Annotated in this window: 24 protein-coding genes; 2 read left to right on the top strand and 22 right to left on the bottom strand. The window is 42.7% G+C overall.

The window, feature by feature from the left end:
- Window positions 1-42: 42 nt before the first annotated feature.
- Entirely contained in the window at window positions 43-603 is a 561-nt protein-coding gene (locus tag AC27EF_RS03550) for a manganese efflux pump MntP (protein WP_487108883.1), read from the bottom strand.
- A gap of 153 nt (window positions 604-756) precedes the next feature.
- On the opposite strand from AC27EF_RS03550, the gene AC27EF_RS03545 reads away from it, so the two are divergent.
- Complete coding sequence (locus AC27EF_RS03545; RefSeq protein WP_487108882.1) at window positions 757-2,037, top strand: HlyC/CorC family transporter; 1,281 nt, start codon at window positions 757-759, stop codon at window positions 2,035-2,037.
- Window positions 2,038-2,158: 121 nt separating this feature from the next.
- On the opposite strand, the gene AC27EF_RS03540 is transcribed toward AC27EF_RS03545, so the two are convergent.
- The 5 genes from AC27EF_RS03540 to AC27EF_RS03520 all read right to left on the bottom strand — a co-directional run bounded on the left by AC27EF_RS03540 (window position 2,159) and on the right by AC27EF_RS03520 (window position 9,374).
- Window positions 2,159-2,365 carry a hypothetical protein gene (locus AC27EF_RS03540; protein WP_487108880.1) on the bottom strand — a complete coding sequence of 69 codons (207 nt, stop codon included), beginning with the start codon at window positions 2,363-2,365 and terminating at the stop codon, window positions 2,159-2,161.
- Between the two features lie 45 nt (window positions 2,366-2,410).
- Window positions 2,411-6,166 (bottom strand): phosphoribosylformylglycinamidine synthase, encoded by a 3,756-nt coding sequence (locus AC27EF_RS03535; RefSeq protein ID WP_487108878.1) that lies wholly within the window; start codon window positions 6,164-6,166, stop codon window positions 2,411-2,413.
- A 13-nt stretch (window positions 6,167-6,179) separates the two neighbouring features.
- Entirely contained in the window at window positions 6,180-7,127 is a 948-nt protein-coding gene (locus AC27EF_RS03530; RefSeq protein WP_487108877.1) for a M14 family metallopeptidase, read from the bottom strand.
- Window positions 7,124-8,062, bottom strand: coding sequence for a M14 family metallopeptidase (locus tag AC27EF_RS03525; RefSeq protein WP_487108876.1), 939 nt, complete (start codon window positions 8,060-8,062; stop codon window positions 7,124-7,126). Before AC27EF_RS03525 ends, AC27EF_RS03530 begins: the two co-directional genes overlap by 4 nt.
- 67 nt (window positions 8,063-8,129) lie before the next feature.
- The gene (locus AC27EF_RS03520; protein WP_487108996.1) at window positions 8,130-9,374 is read right to left on the bottom strand and encodes a cation:proton antiporter; all 1,245 of its coding nucleotides are present in this window, start codon (window positions 9,372-9,374) and stop codon (window positions 8,130-8,132) included.
- 62 nt (window positions 9,375-9,436) lie between these two features.
- Between AC27EF_RS03520 and AC27EF_RS03515 the strand changes: the two genes are divergently transcribed.
- The gene (locus tag AC27EF_RS03515; protein WP_487108875.1) at window positions 9,437-9,754 is read left to right on the top strand and encodes a DUF1292 domain-containing protein; all 318 of its coding nucleotides are present in this window, start codon (window positions 9,437-9,439) and stop codon (window positions 9,752-9,754) included.
- Window positions 9,755-9,876: 122 nt separating this feature from the next.
- On the opposite strand, the gene AC27EF_RS03510 is transcribed toward AC27EF_RS03515, so the two are convergent.
- From AC27EF_RS03510 to AC27EF_RS03435, 16 genes are all read right to left on the bottom strand, one after another.
- Window positions 9,877-10,407, bottom strand: a complete 531-nt coding sequence (locus AC27EF_RS03510) for a methylated-DNA--[protein]-cysteine S-methyltransferase (protein ID WP_487108874.1) — start codon at window positions 10,405-10,407, stop codon at window positions 9,877-9,879.
- A 35-nt stretch (window positions 10,408-10,442) separates the two neighbouring features.
- On the bottom strand, window positions 10,443-10,985 hold the full coding sequence (locus AC27EF_RS03505; protein WP_487108994.1) for a DUF1653 domain-containing protein: 543 nt from the start codon (window positions 10,983-10,985) through the stop codon (window positions 10,443-10,445).
- Entirely contained in the window at window positions 10,954-12,828 is a 1,875-nt protein-coding gene (locus AC27EF_RS03500; protein ID WP_487108873.1) for an ATP-dependent helicase, read from the bottom strand. Before AC27EF_RS03500 ends, AC27EF_RS03505 begins: the two co-directional genes overlap by 32 nt.
- Window positions 12,816-14,285 (bottom strand): glutamate--tRNA ligase, encoded by a 1,470-nt coding sequence (gene gltX, locus AC27EF_RS03495; protein WP_487108871.1) that lies wholly within the window; start codon window positions 14,283-14,285, stop codon window positions 12,816-12,818. The genes AC27EF_RS03500 and gltX overlap by 13 nt, the downstream gene beginning before the upstream one ends.
- 68 nt (window positions 14,286-14,353) lie before the next feature.
- A complete protein-coding gene (gene hydF, locus AC27EF_RS03490) occupies window positions 14,354-15,559 on the bottom strand; it encodes a [FeFe] hydrogenase H-cluster maturation GTPase HydF (RefSeq protein WP_487108870.1) in 1,206 nt (401 codons plus the stop codon).
- A 9-nt stretch (window positions 15,560-15,568) separates the two neighbouring features.
- Window positions 15,569-16,498, bottom strand: a complete 930-nt coding sequence (locus AC27EF_RS03485; protein WP_487108868.1) for a DNA/RNA non-specific endonuclease — start codon at window positions 16,496-16,498, stop codon at window positions 15,569-15,571.
- A gap of 188 nt (window positions 16,499-16,686) precedes the next feature.
- Complete coding sequence (locus tag AC27EF_RS03480) at window positions 16,687-17,202, bottom strand: prolyl-tRNA synthetase associated domain-containing protein (protein WP_487108866.1); 516 nt, start codon at window positions 17,200-17,202, stop codon at window positions 16,687-16,689.
- Between the two features lie 3 nt (window positions 17,203-17,205).
- Window positions 17,206-17,415: a zinc ribbon domain-containing protein gene (locus tag AC27EF_RS03475; protein WP_487108865.1), complete on the bottom strand. Its 210-nt coding sequence runs from the start codon at window positions 17,413-17,415 to the stop codon at window positions 17,206-17,208.
- Window positions 17,416-17,518: 103 nt separating this feature from the next.
- Window positions 17,519-19,231: a phosphoenolpyruvate--protein phosphotransferase gene (gene ptsP / locus AC27EF_RS03470; protein ID WP_487108864.1), complete on the bottom strand. Its 1,713-nt coding sequence runs from the start codon at window positions 19,229-19,231 to the stop codon at window positions 17,519-17,521.
- Between the two features lie 56 nt (window positions 19,232-19,287).
- Window positions 19,288-19,551, bottom strand: coding sequence for an HPr family phosphocarrier protein (locus tag AC27EF_RS03465; protein ID WP_006568975.1), 264 nt, complete (start codon window positions 19,549-19,551; stop codon window positions 19,288-19,290).
- Between the two features lie 187 nt (window positions 19,552-19,738).
- Window positions 19,739-20,266 carry a CAT RNA binding domain-containing protein gene (locus AC27EF_RS03460; protein WP_487108863.1) on the bottom strand — a complete coding sequence of 176 codons (528 nt, stop codon included), beginning with the start codon at window positions 20,264-20,266 and terminating at the stop codon, window positions 19,739-19,741.
- A gap of 11 nt (window positions 20,267-20,277) precedes the next feature.
- Complete coding sequence (hflX, locus tag AC27EF_RS03455; RefSeq protein WP_487108862.1) at window positions 20,278-21,516, bottom strand: GTPase HflX; 1,239 nt, start codon at window positions 21,514-21,516, stop codon at window positions 20,278-20,280.
- Window positions 21,517-21,522: 6 nt separating this feature from the next.
- Window positions 21,523-21,963, bottom strand: coding sequence for a hypothetical protein (locus AC27EF_RS03450; RefSeq protein ID WP_487108860.1), 441 nt, complete (start codon window positions 21,961-21,963; stop codon window positions 21,523-21,525).
- 239 nt (window positions 21,964-22,202) lie between these two features.
- Complete coding sequence (locus AC27EF_RS03445; protein ID WP_487108859.1) at window positions 22,203-23,024, bottom strand: aldo/keto reductase; 822 nt, start codon at window positions 23,022-23,024, stop codon at window positions 22,203-22,205.
- 78 nt (window positions 23,025-23,102) lie between these two features.
- Window positions 23,103-23,918, bottom strand: a complete 816-nt coding sequence (locus AC27EF_RS03440) for an SDR family oxidoreductase (protein ID WP_487108858.1) — start codon at window positions 23,916-23,918, stop codon at window positions 23,103-23,105.
- A gap of 225 nt (window positions 23,919-24,143) precedes the next feature.
- Complete coding sequence (locus AC27EF_RS03435; RefSeq protein ID WP_487108856.1) at window positions 24,144-24,992, bottom strand: MurR/RpiR family transcriptional regulator; 849 nt, start codon at window positions 24,990-24,992, stop codon at window positions 24,144-24,146.
- Between the last annotated feature and the right edge of the window lie 3 nt (window positions 24,993-24,995).

The following is a 24,995-nucleotide window of genomic DNA, read 5'->3' as shown; positions in this document are numbered from 1 at the left end:
TACACCGTTTTCACGGAAAATGGAAGAGGAACTTTACGAAAATCAAAAAATCCCAAGATGTTCCAAAAGAATCTTAATGCCCAGAAGTATCAGTAAAATGCCCCCTGCAAGCTCTGCCTTGGACTTATATTTTGTTCCGAAAACATTTCCTATCTTTGTTCCGCAGGCAGACAAGACGAAAGTGCAGATTCCGATGATCGTTGCTGCTGAAAAGATTTCCACATCCAAAAATGCGAATGTAATTCCCACTGCCAATGCATCAATACTGGTTGCAACCGCCAGCAAAAACATTTCTTTGACTGCCAGGGAAGCGTCCTGACATTCTTCTTCCTCTTCACATCCCTCTTTCACCATATTCAGTCCTATCAGTCCAAGCAAAATAAATGCAATCCAATGGTCTACCGATGTGATCTGTGCCTTGAACCGTGTTCCCAAAAAATATCCCAGAATCGGCATCAATGCCTGAAATCCGCCAAACCAGAGACCTACGGTCAAAGCTTTTCCAATTTCTGCCCGCTTCATTGCCAGTCCTTTGCAAATGGATACCGCAAAAGCATCCATCGACAATCCAATTGCTAAAATCAGTAACATCAACAAATTCATAGCCATTCTCCTCTTCACGTTTAAAGTCTCCTATCTGATATATCACAGAACGGTCCTGTTGGCAACCAAAACCTTGACACATGATGTATTCTTTCGTAAAATAAATTTAATTGTATCTGAAAACAAACTTACAAATTTAGGAGGGATTTTACTTTGGACCCCAGCGTCATATTTCATTTAGTTGCGATTATTATTTTACTTTCATTATCTGCTTATTTTTCCTCTGCTGAAACTTCGTTAACGACGGTAAACCAGCACGCGGTGCGCGCCATGGCAGAGGACGGAAACAAAAAAGCGGAGATTGTGTTAAAGCTTATTGAGAATCCAAGTCAGATGCTTTCCAGCATTCTTGTGGGAAATAACCTTGTAAATATTTCCGTGACATCTCTTTCCACAACTCTGGCAATCAAAATTTTCGGAAGTATGGGAGCCGGAATTGCCACAGGTGTTATGACTGTTTTGGTTTTGATTTTCGGTGAAATCACGCCAAAAACTTATGCAACAATTAATAATACAAAACTTGCGCTGAATTATGCCACGAGCATTTACGTTGTCACAAAACTTTTTACACCCATTGTATTTTTGATTAATAAAATGTCAACTGCACTCTTAATGATTCTCCGTATTGATTCAAAGCAATCCAAGAGAGTTATGACGGAGCGGGAGCTTCGTACCATTGTCGATGTCAGCCATGAGGATGGCGTCATTGAGGACGAAGAAAAGAATATGCTGAACAATGTCTTTGATTTTAAGGACTCTATCGCAAAGGATATTATGATCCCCCGCATTGACGTATCCTTCGTGTCGGTTGACGCTGCTTATGAAGAAGTGCTGGATGTATTCCGCGAAGCAGGTTTTTCCAGACTTCCTGTTTATGAAGGAAGCAAGGATCATGTCATTGGAATTGTTTACTTTAAAGATGTATATTTTTACCGTTCCAAGCATCGGGGTGAGAGTTTCCATCTCAATGAGGTCATCCGAAAACCGTTTTTTACCTATGAGACACAAAAGGTTTCCAGCCTGCTGGCTCAAATGCGTGAAAAATCTGTAAGCTTCTCCATTGTCCTTGATGAATACGGCGTCACTGCCGGTCTCATTACTCTGGAAGATATTGTGGAAGAAATTTTCGGAGAGCTTCGTGATGAGTACGATGAGTCCGAAGAAGAAACCTTTCAGGAGTTGGAGGATGGCTCTTATCTTGCTGCCGCATCCATTAAATTAGATGATCTTGACGATCTGCTGGATACCGATATCGACTCAAAAGACTACGATTCTCTTGGCGGTTATATTATTGAGTTGCTGGATCATCTGCCGGAAGAAGGTGAGGTGGCAGAGGATGACCACTTTATTTTCCATGTTCAAGCGGTAGAAAAAAATAGAATCGAAACAATTCACATTGTCCGAAAAGAACCTGTGACCGACGATCTGTCATAGGTCAAGAACAAAGCGGAGCGTTTTTGTAAGATAGGAAGGTCAGAACTTTCCTAATCTTACAGAAAACCGCCGGTGAAATCACATGATTTTCACCGGCGGTTTTCTTTGTCTCTCTCGACTTTTAATGATTTTTCGTTTCATCTTCCTCTGGCAAAACAGGAGGTTTATACGGATATAAATCCATATATGCCTCATCCTCATAATCTGTGGCAGGTTCCACCCGAATCAGTCCGGTACAATCTGCCGCAGAACATACATTGCACATATCAAAGATATTTTCGTCAATTTCTTCGTTGGTTAATTCTCTTTTTTGTTTCTTATCTTCCATAACCATCAGCCTCCTTTTTTATAGTATGGCTGATTTTCTTTGGAATTATTTAAAATACTCGACTCCGGATTCAAAAATTTTCTGATCCTTCTGACCGGCAATATTGATTCCCACATAATCATCCCGACGCTCAGAGTGTCCCATTTTTCCAAGCACTCTTCCATCCGGGCTGGTGATTCCTTCGATTGCATGATAAGACCCATTCGGGTTGAAGTCTTCATTCATCGTCGGATCTCCGCTTAAATCTACGTACTGCGTAGCCACCTGTCCGTTTTCAAACAATTTCTGAATGACATCTTCATCTGCCACAAAACGTCCTTCTCCATGAGAAACCGGAATGCTGAAAACATCTCCTACATTTACATTGTTAAACCAAGGAGAAAGATTTGATGCAATTCTTGTATATGCTACTTTTGAAATATGTCTGCCGATTCGGTTGGTTGTCAGCGTCGGAGATTTTACAGACTGTTCTACAATCTTTCCTTCCGGAACTAAACCAAGCTTAATCAATGCCTGGAATCCATTACAGATTCCCAGTGCAAGACCGTCTCTCTGATTCAATAAATCCATCACCGCTTCCTTGAGCTTTTCATTTCGGAATGCTGTTGCAAAGAATTTGGCAGATCCATCCGGTTCATCTCCCGCGCTAAAGCCTCCCGGGAACATAATCATCTGAGATTCTCTGATTGCTTTCTCAAACACATCAACAGAATCACGAATTCCCTGAGCATCTAAATTCTGAAAGACTTTTGTAATAACATTGGCTCCCGCTCTTTCAAAGGCTCTGGCAGAGTCATACTCGCAGTTGGTTCCAGGGAATACCGGAATAAAGACCGTTGGTTTTGCAACCTTATTCTTACATACATAAATATTTCCCTTGACATAACTGCGTGTCGTGTCAAGAATTTTCTGACTTCCTTCGGATTTGGTAGGGAAAACACTTTCCAATGGTTTTTTCCATGCTTCCATTGCATCCTTGAGCGCAACAGATTCTTCTCCAAACACAAATTCCTGTTTTTCTGTAATCTCACCAATCAAAAGACCCGGAATGCCGATTTTATGAATATCTCTCGTATCCATTTCCACAACAAAAGATCCGAATTTTGGTTCTGTTAAGTCATTTAATTCCACTTCTTCATCAAAAATAACGCCATATTGATTTCCGAATGCCATTTTGGCAACTGCCTCTAAAGCGCCTCCGCCTCCAATTGCATAAGCGGACTTGATACTTCCGTCTTTGATTAATTTTTGTATTCTTTTATAAACCTTCTTTACCTCACTGTAAATCGGCAGATTGTATGCATCCACCGGGATACAGATGCGAACCAGACGATTTCCCGGTTTCTTCAGCTCCGGTGTAATAATATCCGTTGTCTTGGCTACATCCACTGCAAAAGATACCAGTGTCGGAGGTACATCAATATCATTAAAGGTTCCGGACATACTGTCTTTTCCTCCGATGGACGGAAGTCCGAATCCAATCTGCGCCTGATAAGCACCGAGCAGCGCTGCCACCGGCTGTCCCCATCTCGTTTTATCCTCGCCAAGGCGTTTAAAATATTCCTGGAAGGTCAGACGAATCTTTCTAAAATCTCCTCCTGAAGCAACAATCTTTGCAATAGATTCTGTAATTGCATAAACCGCCCCATGGAATGGACTCCATTTTGACAAATACGGATCAAAACCATAGCTCATCATTGTCACTGTATCCGTCTTTCCGTGAAGCACAGGAAGCTTTGCAATCATCGTCTGAATCGGCGTCATCTGATATTTTCCGCCGTATGGCATTGTAACGGTTCCCGCTCCGATGGAACTGTCAAAACGTTCTACCAGACCTTTCTGAGAGCATACGTTTAAGTCTGACAGAATCTTCATGCAGACTTCTTGAAACGATCCGATTTCTTCTGCCTGCTTAAAATAAGATTCTGCGCGGTGAGGAATCTCCACAAAAACTTCCGTTTCCTGATGAGCTCCATTGGTATCTAAAAAGGCTCTTGAAATATTCACGATTTCTTTTCCTCTCCATGTCAGAATCAATCGTGGTTCTTTCGTAACCTCTGCCACCGCAACAGCCTCTAAGTTTTCTTCCTGGGAATATGCCAGGAACTTGTCCACATCCTTTGCATCCACAACAACTGCCATACGCTCCTGTGACTCTGAAATCGCCAGTTCTGTTCCGTCAAGTCCCGCATACTTTTTCGGTACCTTATCAAGATTTACAATCAGTCCGTCCGCCAGCTCTCCGATTGCAACGGAAACTCCTCCTGCACCGAAATCATTGCATTTTTTAATTAGACGACTGACTTCTTCTCTTCGGAATAATCTCTGAATTTTCCGCTCGGTCGGCGGATTTCCTTTCTGAACCTCCGCACCGCAGGTTTCGATGGATTCTTCCGTGTGAACTTTCGAAGAACCGGTTGCACCTCCGCAGCCGTCACGTCCGGTTCTTCCTCCCAGAAGAATAATGATATCGCCCGGATCAGAATTTTCACGAATGACATTCCTTCTCGGCGCCGCACCCATAACAGCTCCGATTTCCATACGTTTTGCCACATAATCCGGATGATAGATTTCATTGACGAGTCCCGTTGCCAGTCCAATCTGGTTTCCATAAGAACTATATCCGTCTGCCGCGCCATTTACAATCTTGTGCTGCGGTAATTTGCCTTTTAAAGTATCTTTTAACGGTACCGTCGGATCTGCAGCACCTGTGACACGCATCGCCTGATATACATAGGAACGTCCGGAAAGCGGATCACGGATTGCGCCTCCAAGACAAGTCGCGGCTCCTCCAAACGGTTCGATTTCCGTCGGATGGTTATGAGTCTCATTTTTAAAGCTCACCAGCCACTCTTCTTCTTTTCCGTCAATCTCTACCGGAACTACAATGCTGCATGCATTAATCTCATCGCTCTCTTCCAGATCTGCAATCTTTCCTTCTTTTTTCAGGCGTTTCATCGCCATCAGAGCAATATCCATTAAACATACAAACTTATCATCACGCTGCGCATAAAGCTCCTCAAAATCATCCATATACTGATAATATGCTTCCTCCAATGGAGCCCTGTAAAATCCATCCTGGAAACCTATTGTCGTAAGCTCTGTAGAAAATGTCGTATGACGGCAGTGATCGGACCAATACGTATCCAAGACACGAATTTCTGTCATGGACGGATCTCTGTTTTCTTCTTCCTTAAAATAATTCTGAATATGAAGAAAATCTTTCAATGTCATTGCCAGGTTCAGGGAATCATAAAGAACCTTAAACTCCTCTTCGCCCATGTCTTTGAATCCATCCAATATTTTTACATCTTCCGGTTCTTCAAAATCCATGATTAGCGTTTCCGGTTTTTCAGCTTCTGCTTCTCTGGAATCTACCGGATTGATACAATAAGCTTTAATCTCTTCCAGCTGCTCTTCTGTTATATTTCCTTTTACTACATAAACTGTAGCGCTGCGAATCACTGCGTCTTCATCTTCATTCAGCAATTTCACACATTGCTGTGCAGAATCTGCTCTCTGATCAAATTGCCCCGGCAGAAATTCCACTCCAAACGCTGCTTCCCCTTCTTCCATCGGAAAACCTTCCTCGTAAACATCGTCCACCGGCGGTTCACTGAATACGGTTCCCAGCGCTTTATCATAGCTTGCATCCGACAAATTTTCAATATCATAGCGGACCAGTACCCGAATATTTTCAATATTCAGCCCAAGATACTGCTTTAATTCTCCTAACAGCTCTTTTGCCTTTACTGCATAGTCTTTCTTCTTTTCTACATAGACTCGTCTTACTCTTCCCATGATTTCCTCCCATTTATTCATGTAGTTTCTTAATCACCTGAAATGCAGATGCATTTTCTAAAATTGTCGGCTGATTTTCGGCAAAAAAGACAATGCCATCCACACTGGAGCGAATCTCAGCCAGAATTTCTCCATCATACGGATTCAAAATTTCTCCTAACAGCTGCCCCCTTTGAACTTCCTCGTTCACTTCTGTAAATCTGCGAAGAAAGCCGGGGGCCTGTGCCTTAATGGAAACTAAATCCTCTTCTTCTATAATACTAGCAATATACCCATTATGGCAATTATATTTTAAAATTCCCATACGAGTGAGAAAACGAAGTACAGCAGATACTGCCTGTTTCGCCTGAGCCTCATTAATATTCCCTGTCTCTCCGGAATAAATTGAAAAAGCTTCCGTTCCCTGAATTTGCCAATTATAATTTAAAGTTGTTTTGTCAAAATTCCTCTGTCTGCTTGTCACCACATAGGGCAGACCAAACAAATTAGCAAGGCTTACGCTCTCTTTTCCGGTAGAAGGCATCCGAACATGGGGAATAAAATCTCCCGGCTGGTAAAAAGACGGAAAGTGAATTCCATAACGAAACCCCTGAATCTTTGCAAAAAGATGCGCTGCCAGACGACTGGTCGGTTCTCCCTGAAAATTCCCCGGAAACTGTCGGTTAATATCACTGTTGTCAGATACCCAGTATTTCTGTCCCACGTTCATAGAAAAATTATTCACACATGGAATGACCAAAATTTGATTTTGGCCTACAATCGCGCCGCTCTTTTCCAAATCCTTCAATCGCTTTACCAGCATAGAGCATATATAGAGCTGCTGAAACTCGTTTCCCCGCATCGAACCTACAATGCAGGCGGCACGCTCCTGCTCTTCACATTTTTTCCCAAACCAATATCCTTCAATCTGGAATTCATCTCTTAAATAATTATCGGAAGCATATAAAATCTCTTTTTTCATAAATGGCGTCCTCCTATCACTCTTGCCACCAGAGATCCCTCCGTTACTCCCGGATGTTCCCGAAGTGTCATGAGCAGTCCATCCGTCGGCGCAATGACTTCCTCCTCAGCAATTCCCATCAGAGGATTTTGAATTCTTCCAATGACTTCCCCTTTTTTTACATGGTCTTTTAAATTCTTATAAGATACAAAAATTCCAGCCGACTCACAATTTAAATAATAAATCTCATCTTCCTGAATCACCGGCACATGCTTTCTGCAGCTTGGCGTTCCTTTCCAAACTCCAAGCTCTGCCATAACAGAAAAAATTCCGTTAATAATCTGTCTGCAATATTCATATTCAATGCGAAACGCCGCACCGGATTCTGTAACCAGCGTTGGAATCCCCATCGCGTTCATTGTATAGGCAAGACTTCCCTCATTGACAGTGGCAGACGGATGAATCCAAACCAAATCTGTATTCATCTGTCTTGAGAGATGAAGCAGCCGTTCGTCGGAATCATCGTTTAATCGCACCTGAGGAACTTCCTGTAAAAAAACATTGCTGGAATGAATGTCAATACAGCAGGCTGCGCCTTTCAATTCCTCCACCAGCTTTGCAGCGGTGTATTCTTCCAGCCCTCCATTCACATTCCCCGGAAATACCGTACTATAATCAATGTCAGAAATCGGAACGGCTCTCGTTCGGGCATCCAGACCCAGCGGATTCACTGCCGGATATACATCTACGATTCCCGACAATTGATGAAAATTTTCCTTGATTCTGCGAATCACCTCCCCGCAAATATACTGTCCGCCCAACTCATCTCCATAAATCCCTGAGATCAGGCAGATTCGTTTTTCCTTCCCGGTGAGACGGTCCGGCATCATCCGGTTCTTTTTTACGCGCAGCATCTCTCCCACCGGGAGCTTTACAGAAATTACGGTATCTATCATCGCTTAAACCTCTTTCCTTCCTCTGGTTTCTTTATCTAAAGCAAAAATCACACACCAAAACCATAGATCACGCAAACAAAACTTTTAATAAAACAGGAGCCAGCAGCGTAGTTACCAAAACCATCAGTACCACAGGAGCAAAAAATGCCTCTGACAGCAAGCCTACGGCAATCCCTTTCTGCGCTACAATCAGTGCCACTTCTCCGCGGCAGACCATTCCCGCGCCAATTTGAAGAGATTCTCTCTTCCCGTATTTACAAAGCATAGCGCCTGCCCCGCATCCGATCATTTTAGACAAGACTGCAATCACACTCAGAACAACCGTAAAAAGAATTAACGACTGTCCCATCCCGTGTATTTTTACATTCAAACCAATGCTGGCAAAAAACACCGGGGTTATAAACATATAAGACAGCACCTCGATCTTCCGGTGAATGTAAAAACGTTCCGGAAGTCTGCACAAAATAATTCCAGCCAAATATGCTCCGGTAATATCCGCAATTCCAAAGACCTCCGCCAAAAATGCCAGCGCAAGACAAAAGGACAATGCAAGAACCGGAACTCTTCTTCTGTGCCGCTCAATTTCCGTGTCTTTGTAAGTAGACATCCACTCAAAAAATTTTTTTACTCCGATTCCTCCGATTCCGGAAATCACAAAAAACGCTGCCATCTTTACAAGAATCCACAAAACAGACTGAATCTGAAATCCTCCTGCGCCCCCAATACTTGTCATCATTGACAGCAGTACAATTCCCAAAATGTCATCAATGATTGCCGCGCCTAAAATTGCAGTTCCCACACGTCCTTTTAATTTTCCCATGTCCTGCAGCGCTTCCACCGTAATACTTACAGATGTAGCGGTCAGGATAACTCCGATAAAAAGAGCTTCTAAAATTTTTGTTCCATACACCAGGGCAAGCGCAGAGCCTCCAATCAAGGGCACAACAACACCGCACAAGGCAATGACAAACGCAGGAAATCCGCTTTTCTTTAATTCATCAAGATCCGTCTCCAGTCCCGCCTCAAACATTAAAACAACCACTCCGACTTCTGCCAGATTTAAAATAGAGTCTGAGGGTTCCACCAGATTTAATACCACCGGTCCCAAAAGGATACCGGCAAGAAGCGCTCCTACCACCGGCGGCATATTAAACTTTCTTGAAACCAGACTAAACGATTTTGTCATCGCAAGAATAATCGCAAGATCCAACAAAAACTTATATTCTTCCATATCTTTTCCTCCATTATTTCGTATCGTAACACACATATTTTTCCCTGTCAATTCTTTGACAAACCATGTTTTTCTCATCATCACCTTGCTTTTTCCCCAAAGCTTTAGTATAGTGAAAAAAAGAATAGAAAAGAGGTGTCACAATGAACGAATTTGAAGAAGATGTAATTGTAGAAGAAGAAAATCCTGTCATCCATCTGGAGCTGGAAGATGGTTCCGTCATGGACTGTGCCGTCATCAGTTTCTTTGAGGCAGAAGGTCAGGAATACATTGCGCTCATTTCTCTGGAAGATCTGGAGAGCGAACAAGAAGAAAGCGCCCTCCTGCTCTACCGTTATATGCAGGATCCTAAAGATGAAGATGCTTTCAGCCTAGATAATATCGAAAGTGATGAAGAATATGAAATGGTAGCTTCCGTTCTGGATGCTATTTTAGAAGAGGAAGCTGAGGATGACGAATAACTTATATCACTTTCAGCCGCACGGGAGCCTTTCTTGGGCTCCTTTTTTTGTAATATAGGAAAGTCCTGACTTTCCTATATTACAAAAACGCTCCGGGGGATGCATACGATGTTCGGAAAAACCTACCGCTGCTTTGGAATAAAAAAATTTGACATCTCCGCACCTTCTATGGAAAGCAATTGAATTTTCTTCTCAATTCCGCCGGCGTAGCCGGTAAGACTTCCGTTTGATCCCACAACCCGATGACACGGAATTATAATTGAAATGGGATTATGTCCCACTGCCCCTCCCACTGCCTGTGCCGACATGGAGGACCGCCCTTTTATTTTCTCCAGCTGTCTCGCAATCTCGCCGTAGGTCGTTGTAGTTCCGTAAGGAATTCTGCAGAGAATTCTCCAAACTTCTCTGCGGAATTCACTGCCTTCCGGTGCCATGGGAATTTCATCAATGGATGGATTTTCTCCTTGAAAATACCGATCCAGCCATGACGTTACCTTTTGGAAAACAACGGTATCTTCTTTCGTCATTTGTTCCTTTGCCAGTGTTCCCAAAAAATATTTTTGTCCCTCCAGCCAAAGCCCGATGAGTGCAGAATCCCTTTGAGCCAACGTAAGTTTCCCCAGGGGCGATGAATACTCAGCTGTAAAAATCATAAACATTCCCCGCTTTCTCTTTCGATTCCATTCCTTTATCTTGGTTTCTTTTCGTATTGAAGTTTGGTACGAATCATTTTATCCAATTCATAATATTTCTCATCCCGGTCTTTTCCGTTTAAAACATAATCCATTGCAACGCCCATGGAATCCAGCATTGATTCCGTCCACTGACTGCGGTACTGCATCAGAAGACTCAACCGTTCTTCCAGATCACAGGTATCCAGAAACTGAAAGAGCATCTCCATATTTTCAGCTTCCTCTGGTCTCTGCTCTTTTTGCACCTTTTCGTTCAATTTCTTCTCCGGCTCCATCGACTGTCTTTTCAGACAAATTTCTTCTGCCGTCGTTTTCTCAAAGCGATAGCTTTGTCCGGCGTTGGGGTATTGTTCCTCATCCACCCTGCTCATAAACATCGACAGCGGTCTTGCATAAATTCCAAAATCCTCATACAAAGCCTGATAAATCACCAAGTCTTCTCCTGTCTCCGTATGTTTTGCAATGGTAACAATCTGATACAATCCTCCTTTGAAATGCAAATAAAACTCACCTGCTCTTGGAAATTCTCGTTCTTTCATCATAGGCTTTTCCTCCTCTGCCCTCAATTTCTGCAACAAACCTTGACGGAATACTTTCTTTATTGTATAGCTTTTTCGTCGAAAAAATATGTAAATGCTTCTTTGCTCTGGTTGCCGCTACATAAAACAAACGTCTCTCTTCCTCAATCTCCTCTTCCTTCATAGATTTTTTATGAGGGATGATCTCCTCGTTGACATCCGGCAAAAACACCCGGTCAAATTCCAGACCTTTTGCTCCATGCATAGTACTGATGACAATCCCATTTTTTTCCTGATGATTCTTTTTGGACTGCCGTTTTAATTCCTGCGTAAATTCCCGAATATAATCAAACCATTCCTCATAAGTATCAAAGCCTCTCGCACTCTCCTGAAGCTCTTCCAAAATCTGTGTAAATTCCTCTTCCCTGATTCTGCGAAATCTTGCGTATTCAGAGAGATATGCATTATACCCAACGGATTTGCGAATATAGATGATTGCCATCATCGGCGTCATTGATCTCAGGATTCTCAAATCCTCTTTCATATTCTCCACATATTCATAAAGCCATGGCTTATCTTCCACCTTTCTTAGGAGATCTTCAAAGGAAACTTCCGGTTCTGTCAAATATTCTCTGGAAATATATCGCTTGGGACGATTCATAACTCTTAAAAACGTACTCCGGCGCCGATCTCCCAGAGCCAGTTTCATATAATCCATGATATTTCGGGCAATCCAATGCTCAAAAAGATTCGGTACTACATCCTTCATATAAAACGGAATATTATATGCCATCAAGGCTCCAACCAGCTGTCTCGGTCCCTGATTGGTCCGACAGAGCACGGCAATCTCAGAAAGTGGTCTCTCCTTTGCCATATCCTCCCGGATTTTTTGGATGATATACTTATTTTCTTCCCGCTGATCCTCAAAATTTTCAATCTGGACCGTTCCTGTCTTTCCTTTTTCGGCGTGCATCTGCTTTTCAAACCGTTTTTTATTTGCCGAAATAATTTTTTCTGCAGTCTCTACAATTTCCTCACCCGATCGAAAATTGGTATTGAGAATCACCTGCTTTGTCTCCGGAAAATCTCTCGGAAATCCCAGCATCAGCTCCGGTTTTGCCCCTCGAAATCTATAAATAGACTGGTCGTCATCTCCTACTATAAATAAATTTTTTGCATCTCCCGTCAGCATCTTGACAATCTCATACTGAATTCGATTAATGTCCTGAAACTCATCAATTAAAATATAGGAAAACTTCTGCTGCCATGCTGCTCTGATATCGTTCCTTTCCTTCAAAAGTTCATATGTATAGACAAGAATATCATCGAAATCAATCCAGCGGTTTTGATGAAGCTTTTCCTCGTACGCTTTATAAATCTCCTGAAATACTTCATCGCTGCTGCAGCCGCTGTGATAATATTCCAGAGCCAGCATCTGACCCTTCACGAGACTAATCTCCTGAATCAAGGACCTGATAAAATCTCCTTCATCTTCCACGTCCAAATGCCTGTCATACAGAATTTCCCGAATAAAATCATATTTTTTTGTCTCCGGCAGAATATTTTCCGCCCGGTAATGATACGCATGTTTTAGAATCGTAAAAAACACAGAATGAAACGTTCCAAAAGAGACCGGAAGGGTCTCCCCTGCCAGCCTCCAGAACCGTTCTTTCATCTCTGCCGCAGCCGCTCTTGTAAATGTAATTACCAGAATCTGCTGAGGCAAAATCTGAAAATGGTGAATTAAAGATTGAATTCGCTCTGTGATCACCAGAGTTTTTCCTGAGCCGGGACCTGCAAGCACCATCATCGGTCCTTCCTTATGCATAACTGCACTTTTTTGTGCCTCGCTTAATCCTGACACTGCATTGCTTCCTCTAATTTTACAATCGCATCCTGCATTCTCTTCATAGATTCTTCTTTTCCCAGAAGTTCCATCAGCTCCGTGGCTCCGCCCGGAGTCATCGCTTTCCCTGAAACAGCGGTGCGTACCGGCCACATGACATAACCGTTTTTATACTCATGTTCCTTTGCAAAGGATACAAGCATTTCATACAGAGCATCATTGGTAAAATCTTTTTGTACCTCGACTACCGGAATGATTTCTTTCAACACACTGAGAGCAGTCTCCGGTGTCGTTTTCATCTTTTTATGTTTGTACATCGTTACATCATATTCCGGAACCGCTTCAAAGAAATCAATATGCCCCGGAATCTCTGTAAATAATTCAATTCTTGTTTTTACCATAGACAGAATTTTATCAAAGTCCATTTCGCGATGAATCGTTTCCTTCACATATGGCATCGCTAATGTTTTAAATCTCTCAAAATCCATGGCTTTGATATACTCTCCGTTCATCCACGCAATTTTCTTTCGGTCGAAAACAGCAGGAGTCTTGGATATATGTGTATAATCAAAAATCTCTTCCAGCTCTTTTAATGTGAAAATTTCCTGTTCTCCCCCCGGACTCCATCCAAGAAGCGCAACAAAGTTTACGATGGTTTCCGGCAAAAATCCCTGCTCAATCAGATCTTCAAAGGAAGAATGACCTTTCCTTTTGCTGAGCTTGTGATGTTCTTCATCGGTAATCAGCGGACAATGTACATAAACCGGCTTTTCCCATCCGAAGGCATCGTACAGACGATTATATTTCGGTGTGGACGATAAATACTCGTTACCGCGGACCACATGGGTAATTCCCATCAAATGGTCGTCCACCACATTGGCAAAATTATACGTAGGATATCCGTCGGACTTGATCAGAATCATATCATCCAGTTCCATGTTATCCACCGTAATCTCTCCGTAAATCTCATCGGTAAACGAAGTTGTCCCCTCGGTGGGATTATTCTGGCGAATCACATAGGGAACCCCCGCCTCCAGTTTTTTCTGCACTTCCTCCGGGTCAAGAAATAAACAGTGCTTATCATAATGGCTGATGGTAACGTCTCCGGATTTTACTTTTAAAGTATCCAGACGTTCCTGATCACAGAAACAATAATATGCTTCCCCTTTCTCGATCAGTTTTTTCGCATATTCCATATAAATGCCCGCCGCCTGCCGCTGGCTTTGAATATAAGGTCCCACACCGCCGTCTTGATCCGGTCCCTCGTCATGATCAAGACCTGCTTTCTTAAGCGTCTGGTAAATAATTTCTTCTGCTCCCTCTAACTTTCTCTCCTGATCCGTATCTTCAATTCTTAAGATAAACTCACCGTCTGCATGACGCGCGATCAAATACGCATACAGTGCAGTTCTTAAATTTCCCACATGCATTTTTCCTGTAGGGCTCGGTGCAAATCTTGTTCTTACTTTGCTCATGCTTTCCTCCATATTATGTTTTTTTCTATTCTACCCAACTTCTGATTTTTTGTAAAGAATTTAACGTCTTACATTTGATCTAAAATTTTTGCCGCATCTTCAAACGGTTGCAAACTTCTTTTTAAAATTCCCTGCACAGCGGCAATGAAAATTCCATAATTTACAATCGGCACTCCGGCTTCACAGACCCTTGCAATCCGATTTTTCATTTCCCTGCGGTTTAACGTGCATCCCCCGCAGTGGATCACAAGCTGATAAGAATCCAAATCCTCCGGGAAGGAAGCGCCGCTGCTTGTATGAATTTCAAATTGCTTTCCCGTATATTCTTTCAGCCACGCCGGAATTTTTACTGTGCCGATGTCATCGCATTGACGATGATGGGTGCAGCCTTCTGCAATTAAAATCTTATCTCCGCTTTTTAAATGTTCCAATGCTTTGATGCCGCGAATTTCCTCCTCCAAATCACCTTTATATCTGGCAAACAAAATGGAAAAGGACGTCAGCAAAATATCTTTGGGAACCTCTGATGCAACTTTTCCAAATACTTGGGAATCTGTAATCACCAACGCCGGTTTCTTTCCCAGTTCTTTCACTGTCTGCGCCAGTTGGGTCTCCTTTACCACAACAGTGACGGCTCCTGCTTCCAGAAGATCTCGAATGGTCTGCTGCTGCGGAAGAATCAGCCTTCCCTTTGGCGCAGCTTTGTCAATGGGTACAACAAGAATTACAACGTCCATCGGTTTTACAAGATCCCCGACAATCTGAAGTTTTTCATGATCTGTCGGTACCAGTTTTCCAATACGTTCTTTCAATTCCCAAATTCCCGTTTGGTTTGCCGCGCTGACAAAACAGGCGTTTTCTTCCTCCCACAGTTTCCGTGACAGATCCGTTTTATTGTATACTTTTAAATAAGGGATCTTCTTCTCCTCCACCAATGTCAGCATATCTCTGTCAAATTTTGTCATCCCGAGAGCAGCATCCATCACAAGCAGCGCAATATCTGCCTTATTTAAAACTTCTTTTGCTTTCTGAACCCGCATCTTCCCAAGCGCTCCTTCATCATCCAATCCCGGTGTATCAATCATCACAACCGGACCTAAAGGAAGCAGCTCCATCGCTTTATAAACCGGATCTGTGGTTGTCCCCTTAATCTCCGATACAATCGCAAGTTCCTGCCCTGTCAGGGCATTGATCACACTGGATTTTCCGGCATTTCGCCTTCCAAACAGCGCAATATGGATTCTATCTCCTCTTGGTGTCTCATTTAGGCTCATCTCTTCCTCCTATCTCTGTGCTCTGCGATATCCTGCTTCTTTTGCCTCTTTTTCACTGTGGAAAATTTTTAAATATTTTGAAGATTTCATCCGATCATAATCTCTCTGCCCCGGACAATGATACACTTTGGAGCGTGTATTGCCGCGAATGATCGTTTGCCCCGCTTCCTCCGTATTGGCTGCCGGTTGATTCACAGAAACAGAGACACTGCTGTCTTTTTTACTTTCTCCGGTTTCATAATCAATGCGAATTCCATCCTGAACATTATAGACAAATACATGAAATTTCAAATCTTTCCCTTTGTCTTCCACCGACATGGCTTCCATCTCAACCCCTTTTGCAACTAAATTATCTCCTTCAAACACAGGGGTAACGCGGTACAAAACATGATTTCCCGTCTCACGGACATAATCTCCCACTTTTTCTTCATAAGGAAGCATGCCGTCTACATTAAAAGAGCGGGTCCCGGTGATGAGATTTTTACGGTTGGCATTTTCTCCGGTCAGTTGATACGCGATCAGATGACAGCGGTTGTAAAGATATTTTCCATCCACTTGATTGTATTTCACCGTATGCCATCCGCTTGGTTTCACCATCCCGATTGCACCTCGCTCTTCTTTGGGCATAAGATCCCTGCCAACGCATGCCTGCGCAGCTCGGCAGCGCCCCTTTGAATCTAAATTCCCGTAGGTTTCATAAGATTTTTTTGTGAGATCTTTTGAGGTAAAATTCGGCTGATTCTGATCCAGCGTGATCGTCATCTCACCGGAATAATCAGGAATATTTTCCGATGATGCCGATTTTGCAGCACTGATCTCCTGCTGTGTCTTCGATCCCTGCCTTGAATTTTGTCCCTCTTTTTGCATCTGGCATCCCAAAAGTGACGCCGACAACCCCAAGGACAACAACAAGACATAGAGTCTTTTCATAAATTCCATCTAAATTCTGCTCCTTTTCTTCTCAACATTCCTGTCTTCGTATAGTATATACCATTTTCTCAATCACCGAAAGTGCCAAATGAAATGCAACCTTGCTCCGCTTTGCGCGCCGATATCCGGCTGCTTTCGCAGCTTTCCTATATTACAAAAAAAGACAAGAGAGACCTCCCTTGTCCTTTTCGATTTTGTCACTCTTTGTCCTTTTGTTCCACTGTAATCCATGAAAAAGAATTTCCATGATCCTCAATGATACGGATCATAACTCTCGTCCTCATCCAAACCGTCGCTCGATTATCATTTGGATGAACCGCGAGATACTCATATTTTTTTAAATCTGCATCAAAAAATACCGCAACTTCCCGCGCCTTATCATTGAGAATTCCAAAAGGTGAGACAGACCCCGCTGACACACCGAGATATTTTTTCAGACGTTCTTCCGATGCAAAACTCAACCTCGAACTGTGAATCTCTTTTCGCACCTGCTTTAAATCAACCTGTTTATCTTCTCTTACCACAATGAGAAAATGATGCTTCCCACTGCCGTCCCTCAGAAACAGATTTTTCGCGCCGATCCCGTTCTCATGCTTCCACAAATCGGCTGTCACAATATCCTCTACTGTATACATAGGGTCATGTTCCAAAAGTTCGTATTCTGTATCATAATTTTTCAGCAGTTTTAAGACCGCCTCTTTGCTGCCGTTCATGCGCTAACCTATCAGAAAATCTAAAATGTTCATTCCTGTCTCTGTCTCGCTCTTATAAAGCTCTGTATACCCGCATCTTGCGCAGCTTACCGTAATAAACTTTTTATTTTGAACATCAAAGAGTTTTGCAAAATTTCCTCCGGTTGCCTGAAACTGATCGCTGTCATAGCTGGTACATCCGCATTTCGGACATTGGTATTGTCTCTGTTCCATCAATCATGTCTCCTTTCGTACGCAGAAAACAAAGCGGACAAGGAGATTCCGGTCTTCCTCCAAAATTTCCTTGTCCAAACTGCATCTGTAATGCCTGAAAAATTTAGCTTCTTGCTCTCTCTTCCAATAATGCTTTTACTTCTGCTTCTGTCTCCAGCTGCATAACTTCCTCTGCCAATGCCTGACACTCATCCATGGTCCATAAAGACATTACTTTTCTGGTTGCAAGGATTGCCGTAGCACTTACAGAAAACTCATTTAATCCAAATGCCAGTAATACCGGAACTAATAATGGATCACTTGCTGCTTCACCACACATACCTGCCATGATGCCCTCTTTGTTTGCAGCAGAGATAATATTTTTAATAGAACGAAGCACTGCCGGATTATATGCAGAATAAAGATATGCCACATCCGCATTTCCTCGATCTGCCGCCATCGTATATCCTGTCAGGTCGTTGGTTCCAATACTAAAGAAATCAGCTTCTTTTGCAAGAATATCGGCAATCAAGCTGGCTGCCGCTGTTTCCATCATAACTCCAACCTGAATATCTTTATCATAAGCAATTCCTTCTGCGTCTAATTCTGCTTTTAATTCTTCGATGATTGCTTTTACTGCACGAAGCTCATCCACACAGGTTACCAGAGGAACCATGATGCGGATCTTTCCAAATGCACTTGCGCGAAGAAGGGCGCGAAGCTGCGGTTTGTAAATATCATCCTGTCTCTTTAAGCAGAAACGAACTGCTCTGAATCCAAGGAACGGATTCTCTTCTGTCGGAAGCCCAAGATACGGAAGCGCTTTATCTCCTCCGATATCCAATGTACGAATAATGACAGGTTTGCCGTCCAATGTCTCGGCAACCTTTTTGTACGCTTCAAACTGAGCTTCTTCTGTCGGAATATCGTTGCTTTCCATAAATAAAAATTCAGATCGGAACAGTCCAACACCTTCTCCGTCACGTTCCAGAACTCCCTCTGCCTCATCCGGTCCTCCGATATTGGCAACCAATTCTACCACATGACCGTCTGCCGTCTGGGATTTCTGGCCGACAAACTTCTGGAGAGCTGCTTTTTCTTCTAAATATTTTGCTTTCTTCTCCTTAAATTCTTCCATCACAGAAGCTTCCGGATGAAGATAAGCCTCTCCTGTAGATCCGTCAATGATGACTTCATCTCCATCGTTTACAATGGAAACAATATTTTCAACGCTAAGTACCGCAGGAATTTCCATAGATCTGCAGATAATCGCAGAGTGAGAAGTCTTTCCTCCGATCTCTGTCAAAACACCTTCTACATTGGCAGGATTGATTCCTGCAGTCATAGATGGAGTCAAATCCTCTGCAACCAGAATGGTTCCTTCCGGAACAGCGCTGATATCTACTTCCTCAATACCAAGTAAAATCTTAATCAAACGAGTCTTAATGTCGCCTAAGTCAGATGCCCTTTGCTGTGTCAGCTCGTCCTCTGCCATAGCGAAAATCTGTGCAAAGAAATCACAGGCTTCTTCTACCGCAGCTTCCGCATTGATCTTTTCACCATCAATCTTTGCTTCAATCTGCTCTGTGATGGCAGGATCCTGAATCATCATAATGTGGCCTTCCAGAATTTCAGATTCCTGTTCTCCGGCTGTAATCTTCATTGCCTCCACCATCTTTGTGGTTTTCTCAATGAAAACTTCAATCGCATCACTTAAACGTTTCTTTTCTGCTTCTGCATCTTCAATGGAAGTTTTTGTGTAATTAAGTTCTTCTTCCTTGATTTTCACAATCTTACCAATTCCGATTCCAGCAGACGCTCCTATACCTTTATACATATTGCCACCCGTCCTTTATCAAATATTCGTTTCTAATCTGTTGTGAAAACCGGCTCTTACTCACCTAATCCAGACTCGATTAATTCTGTTGCATGTGCAAGCGCTGCTTCTTCATCAGGACCTTCACATACTAATTCGATTTCAGAACCACATTTGATACAAGCACCAATAATGTTTAATAAGCTTTTTGCATTGATTTTTTTATCTTCAAATACGATCGTTACGTCAGATTCAAACTTTGTAACCGCTTTCGCTAAAACTCCTGCCGGTCTCATGTGCAATCCCTGTTCGTTTTCAATGACAAATTTCTTTGATACCATAATTCTTCTCCTTCTTCAACATAAAATTATTAAAATAAAATATCTAAGATGTAAACCGGAAAGTATGCTTTCTTTGTCTATTTGTATGAAAAAGCATAAAAAAAGACCTATTAACAAATGCCTCCACTTATTAAATAGGTCTTGCCTGCCTTACCAGTCACAATCCATTCTCGATAGACTCATTCTATCAAATTTCCTGCGATAAGTCAACCTGATTTCGTCCGATTTGCCCGCTTTCCAAAATCAGTCTTTTTACGTAAATAATCAAATACATTTTCTCATCTGCCGATAATTTACAGTCATAATGCCCCTCAATATGTTCCACAATCTTCTGACTGCAAACATAGGCTTCGGGATATTTTTTCTGATTTCGCTCATAGAACTCCACATCAGCCTCTTCATCCTCATCCGGCACATGCTTTTTTGACAAAATCTCTGATTCCAAATATTCCAAATGTGTGGCAAATCTCTGATATGCCGGATGATCATGATTTAGGACAATCTCATAGAATTCCTGAATGATTGCCATAACTTCCTGCACAAAGGGAGATTTTTCTCTCTGATCCAACGTAAAAATCTTCTCAATCTTATTTTTATCCAGCTCATCACCCGCTTTTTTGCGAAATCCGATCCCCTTGCCCATTAAAATAACTTCCCTGCCATTGGCATCAAAAGTACTGACTACATTATTATTAATCACCTTTTGAATTATCATTCATGTTCCTCCTAAATACTCCCCAAAATTTCTTTCGGAATATACGCTTCTACATAAATACCTTCCTCCCGGTACTCTTCTTTCAGAAGCTGTCCATAGCTTCGGATGATCTGAATTTTTCCCGCTTCATCATATCCGTACAGTTTTTCCAAATATAATTTTTGTTTTTGCAAAAGATCTCCAATTGTGGAGAGAAGCACATCCACACCTTCTCCAGTCTTTCCCGAAATTCTAACCGACGCTTCTGCATGGGGATCTTTTAAAATTTCTTCTCCGGATAACCGGTCGATTTTATTAAAAGCCGTGATCACAGGGGATTCGTCAGCTTTTAATTGTCTGAGAGTTTCATACACCGCCTCCATTTGTTTTTCTCTTTGCGGGTTGGAAACATCCACCACATGAAGAATCAAATCACTGTACTTTGTCTCTTCCAACGTGCTGCGAAAAGCATCAATCAAGTGATGAGGAAGCTTTCGGATCAATCCTACCGTATCGGTAATTAAAATGGTTTGCCCTCCGTCAACTGTGAGACTCTTTGTTGTGGGATCAAGCGTTGCAAAGGGCTGATCCTCTTCCAGAACTCCGGCGTCTGTCAGGTAATTTAACAGTGTTGACTTGCCGGCATTGGTATATCCCACGATGCAGACCACCGGAAGATGATTTTTCCGACGCTGTTTTCTCTGGATTTCCCGATGCTTCACAACATCCCGAAGCTCCGCTTTCAGCTTGGAAATTCTTTGACGAATGAAACGACGGTCCATCTCAAGTTTCTTCTCTCCGGGTCCTCTTGTTCCGATTCCTCCTCCGAGTCTGGAAAACGCGGTTCCCTGCCCGGTAAGCTTCGACGCACGATATTTTAACTGCGCAAGCTCTACCTGAATCTTTCCCTCTCTCGTCAAAGCCCGCTTTGCAAAAATATCAAGAATGATTAACGTTCGGTCCATAACTTTTGTATTCAATTCTCGTTCCAGATTATGAATCTGCGCCGGTGAAAGTTCGTCGTCACAGACAATTCCCGTGGCATCTGTCCCAAGCAGTAAAGTCTCGATTTCCGCAGTCTTTCCTTTTCCCACATAGGTTCCCGGATGCGGAGCTTCTCTGACCTGTATGACCTTTGCCGCAACTTCAGCTCCTGCGGTTTTTACCAGCTCCTCCAGTTCCTCCAGAGACTCTTCTGTCTCCCGGATCTCCTGCTGTGCGACTGCCACTAAAATAACTTTCTCTTTTAATTCCTGTCTAATTTCTTCCATATTTTATTACTTTCCTGTCAATTGATTTAGAATTTGACCGACTGCCATGTCAAATGCACACTCTTTTGAATTTTTTGGCTCCAAAGCATTTCTCATCAAAAGATCCTGTTCCTTTTTTTCTTTTTCATGATCCACATATTTTTTCAGATCCATTCCGATATATTCTTCGCAGACGCGTCCTTCCAATTCCATTTCCCGATCTGTCACAGACCATGCATCCACAACTCTGTAATCCCTTCCAACCGCCAGCATTAAAACTATGGGCTTTGAAAAAAAATTAGTCTGGGCATATCCCAGAGCAGTTTTTGCCGTGTCTCTGTATTGTTCCTTAAACTCCCGGTACATGTTGGAAACATATTTCGATCTCTGATTTTGCATGTAAGAGTAACCAATGAATCCAAGAAGAGCAAGCACAAGCAATCCAATTCCAATAACCAAAATCATCATATTTTCTGTACCCTTTCTCTATCCTTTCCAAGGCTAACGTCATTATACAACGAATCTCTGATTCTGACCAGATCAAAAAACTGACAAGATATCAAAAATACCTTGTCAGCTTTCCATCATCCTTTTTTCAACCATCTGTAAATCTTTTTCATCAACCATAAAAAACCGGACTTTGGCTCATCGCTATCAAAAAAAGAATCTTTATAGAATTTCTACAAAGATTCTTTTTATTTCATCTCTTAATACTCATACTCTGCCGGATAGCCTCTTCCGGTTTTCTCTCTTCCATCCATAGAATACATCATTTCCATATCTTCCTGTGATAACTCAAAATCAAAAATATCCGCGTTTTGAATCATGCGCTCTTTGTGAACAGATTTCGGAAGACTTACGATCCCTCTTTGCAGATGCCAGCGAAGAATCACCTGCGCCGGTGTTTTTTCATACTTCTCGGCAAGCTTTACAATCTCCGGCTCCCCAAGCTGTCTTCCTTTTCCAAGAGGTCCCCAGGCTTCCACAACGATGTTCTGTCCCTGACAATATGCAACCGTTTCTTTTTGCGTTAAAAACGGACAAATTTCAATCTGATTGACCGCCGGTGCAATGTTGGCTGTAACTTCCAGTCTTTTCAGATGTTTTTCACGAAAATTACTAACGCCGATATTTTTTATAAGTCCCTGCTCATAATATTTTTCTAATACTTTCCAGGAACCTGCCACATCATTGATCGGCCAATGGAGAAGATACAGATCCACATAGTCAAGCCCCAGCTCTTTTAAGGTCTTCTCAAAAGCAGCCTCCTGCTTTCCTTCCACCATATCATCATACCAAATTTTACTTGTGACAAAAATTTCTTCCCGCTTGATGCCACTGTCTCTTATTGCAGCGCCGACTTGCGCCTCATTTTCATAATAGCTGGCCGTGTCCAGATGGCGGTATCCCACGTTTAACGCTTCCAGACATGCCTGATACCCTTCTTCTCCGCGGCTGTCCCAGCTTCCCATCGCCATCACCGGAATTTGATTCCCATTGTTCATCTGAAATGTTGATTGTAAATCCATATGGTAACCTCCTGTCTCTCCTGGTTTTCTGCTTCATTACCTATTATACAGCAGATCCGCGCTTTGTTCCAGCGCCGCCTATCCTCTTGTTTTTCCTCCGGCTACATTAATTGTCACGCCATGAACATAGGAAGCACGCCTGCTTGCCAGATATACGCACATATCTGCCACCTCAGACAATTTTCCGGATCTTCCCAGAGGAGTGGTGGATGTCTTTGCGTATCCTGCTCTTAGATCGTCCACTGTAATACCTCTTGTATAAGCCAGCGCTGATTCATAGGCCAAAGTGCGAAGCCCTGTTGCTTCCATAATTCCCGGTGCCACACCTACAACGCGAACCCCTTGTTTGCCCAGTTCCTTTGCCCAGGATCTTGTCAGGGAATTCACTGCATTTTTCGTTGCCGCATAAACACTCTGACCTTCTGATCCTTCCAGACCGCTCTCAGAAGACATGTTAATAATAACGCCCTCTCCTTTTTCTGCCAGGACTCTTCCTACCGCCTGCGCACAGAAAAAAACACCCTTTAAATTCACATTACAAACTTTATCCCACACAACCTCATCCAATTCATACTGTCCCTTCGGGTCCTTTGGATCAACCAAAAGTCTCGGAATGTTAATTCCCGCATTGTTAACCAGCACATCCACAGTTCCAAAAGTATCTTGGGCTTTTTCCACCATCGCTTCGACCTCGGAAGGTTTGGTCACATCCGTGGGAATATAAAGAAATCTCCCTGCTGTCTCACCCATTTCCGGCGCTTCCGGTGCCATATCTGAAATTACCACATTCGCGCCCACCTGCAAAAATTCCGCTGCCACGGCTTTGCCGATTCCTGACGCTCCGCCTGTTACAATTACCGTTTTACCTTTTAAACCTAACCAATCTGTATTCATCTGATTTCTCCTCTATTTCATATTTTTTCTTTTCCATCAGAGCATTTTCCTAGCAATCATCGGAAGTGCCAAAAGGCACATTCCGGGATTGTAAGCGGCCGCCAAGGTCTCGGGCAAGCCCGGACTTTGGCTCATCGCTATCACAAAAAAAGAAGCATCCGATCTTATGATGCTTCTTTCCTAATCTTTTCACATTCTTCCAAAGAATTTCCGATTGTGAAAACTTTATAGCTTTTCCTCTGCAACAGATCGCTCATGGACTTCCACATGTTCAAAGGAATCCCATTTTGTAGAGAACAGGAACAAGAACAGGGTGTCGATCACAGACATGGCAGCCATCCGCGTAAAACTCACCTGATCGTGAAAAATATGCTCTCTGGTGGCTGTCAGCAACACATAATCACACGCCTCCGCCAGAGGTGATTTCGCCTGATTGGTCACTGCCACCGATACAACTTCATTTTCTTTCACAATCTTTGCCATCTTCAGCAGACGTTTGGAAGCGCCGGAAGCGGAAATCGCAAAAAATACATCTCCCTTTTGCAGAGTTCTCGCAAAAGCTTCCTGTGTTTCCCAAATTGTGGAGCTGACAGCCCGAAGACCCAGCTGATTAAACTTGTAAGCCCCGTCCAAGGCCACCGGAATGGTATTTCCCATTGCCGCAAATTCTATCGTCTTGGCTTTTAAAATCAAATCAATGATTTTCTGAAGCTCATCAATCTTAAAATTGTGAAACGTGGCTTTGATTTCTTCCACCTTGCTGACCATAATATTATGAATGGACTGTTCCATGTTTTCTAAGTTGATTTCACTGGAAATCACCTGATCTTCCTGCTGACGCTGCTCTCCTGCCAGCTTAATCTTTAACTGATGAAATCCCTTGCATCCGATTTTTTTGCAAAAACGAACGATGGTTGCCTGGCTGGCGTCACATCTGGATGCCAGTTCTGATACCGACATCTCAATCGCTTCCGTCGGATGACTGATTAAATAATCTGCTACTTTCTTTTCCGCATCATATAAACTGTCATATGTTGAAAAAATTTGATCTCTGACTGATATATCGCTGCTCATTAT

Source organism: Anaerostipes stercorihominis (genome assembly GCF_057535655.1).
This window is presented reverse-complemented; position numbering and strand designations above follow the sequence as displayed.

Coding starts and splice junctions, on each gene's coding strand:
- AC27EF_RS03465 (WP_006568975.1), bottom strand. CDS start 19,551: ATGGTATCAAAGAAATTTGTCATTGAAAACGAACAGGGATTGCACATG.
- AC27EF_RS03450 (WP_487108860.1), bottom strand. CDS start 21,963: ATGATGATTTTGGTTATTGGAATTGGATTGCTTGTGCTTGCTCTTCTT.
- gltX (WP_487108871.1), bottom strand. CDS start 14,285: ATGAGCAAAGTAAGAACAAGATTTGCACCGAGCCCTACAGGAAAAATG.
- AC27EF_RS03475 (WP_487108865.1), bottom strand. CDS start 17,415: ATGGAACAGAGACAATACCAATGTCCGAAATGCGGATGTACCAGCTAT.
- ptsP (WP_487108864.1), bottom strand. CDS start 19,231: ATGTATAAAGGTATAGGAGCGTCTGCTGGAATCGGAATTGGTAAGATT.
- AC27EF_RS03485 (WP_487108868.1), bottom strand. CDS start 16,498: ATGGAATTTATGAAAAGACTCTATGTCTTGTTGTTGTCCTTGGGGTTG.
- hflX (WP_487108862.1), bottom strand. CDS start 21,516: ATGGAAGAAATTAGACAGGAATTAAAAGAGAAAGTTATTTTAGTGGCA.
- AC27EF_RS03540 (WP_487108880.1), bottom strand. CDS start 2,365: ATGGAAGATAAGAAACAAAAAAGAGAATTAACCAACGAAGAAATTGAC.
- AC27EF_RS03440 (WP_487108858.1), bottom strand. CDS start 23,918: ATGAATACAGATTGGTTAGGTTTAAAAGGTAAAACGGTAATTGTAACA.
- AC27EF_RS03460 (WP_487108863.1), bottom strand. CDS start 20,266: ATGATAATTCAAAAGGTGATTAATAATAATGTAGTCAGTACTTTTGAT.
- AC27EF_RS03530 (WP_487108877.1), bottom strand. CDS start 7,127: ATGAAAAAAGAGATTTTATATGCTTCCGATAATTATTTAAGAGATGAA.
- AC27EF_RS03520 (WP_487108996.1), bottom strand. CDS start 9,374: ATGATGAGAAAAACATGGTTTGTCAAAGAATTGACAGGGAAAAATATG.
- AC27EF_RS03535 (WP_487108878.1), bottom strand. CDS start 6,166: ATGGGAAGAGTAAGACGAGTCTATGTAGAAAAGAAGAAAGACTATGCA.
- AC27EF_RS03550 (WP_487108883.1), bottom strand. CDS start 603: ATGAATTTGTTGATGTTACTGATTTTAGCAATTGGATTGTCGATGGAT.
- AC27EF_RS03445 (WP_487108859.1), bottom strand. CDS start 23,024: ATGGATTTACAATCAACATTTCAGATGAACAATGGGAATCAAATTCCG.
- AC27EF_RS03435 (WP_487108856.1), bottom strand. CDS start 24,992: ATGAGCAGCGATATATCAGTCAGAGATCAAATTTTTTCAACATATGAC.
- AC27EF_RS03510 (WP_487108874.1), bottom strand. CDS start 10,407: ATGATTTTTACAGCTGAGTATTCATCGCCCCTGGGGAAACTTACGTTG.
- AC27EF_RS03480 (WP_487108866.1), bottom strand. CDS start 17,202: ATGAACGGCAGCAAAGAGGCGGTCTTAAAACTGCTGAAAAATTATGAT.
- AC27EF_RS03505 (WP_487108994.1), bottom strand. CDS start 10,985: ATGAAAGAACGAGAATTTCCAAGAGCAGGTGAGTTTTATTTGCATTTC.
- hydF (WP_487108870.1), bottom strand. CDS start 15,559: ATGAGCCTAAATGAGACACCAAGAGGAGATAGAATCCATATTGCGCTG.
- AC27EF_RS03515 (WP_487108875.1), top strand. CDS start 9,437: ATGAACGAATTTGAAGAAGATGTAATTGTAGAAGAAGAAAATCCTGTC.
- AC27EF_RS03525 (WP_487108876.1), bottom strand. CDS start 8,062: ATGATAGATACCGTAATTTCTGTAAAGCTCCCGGTGGGAGAGATGCTG.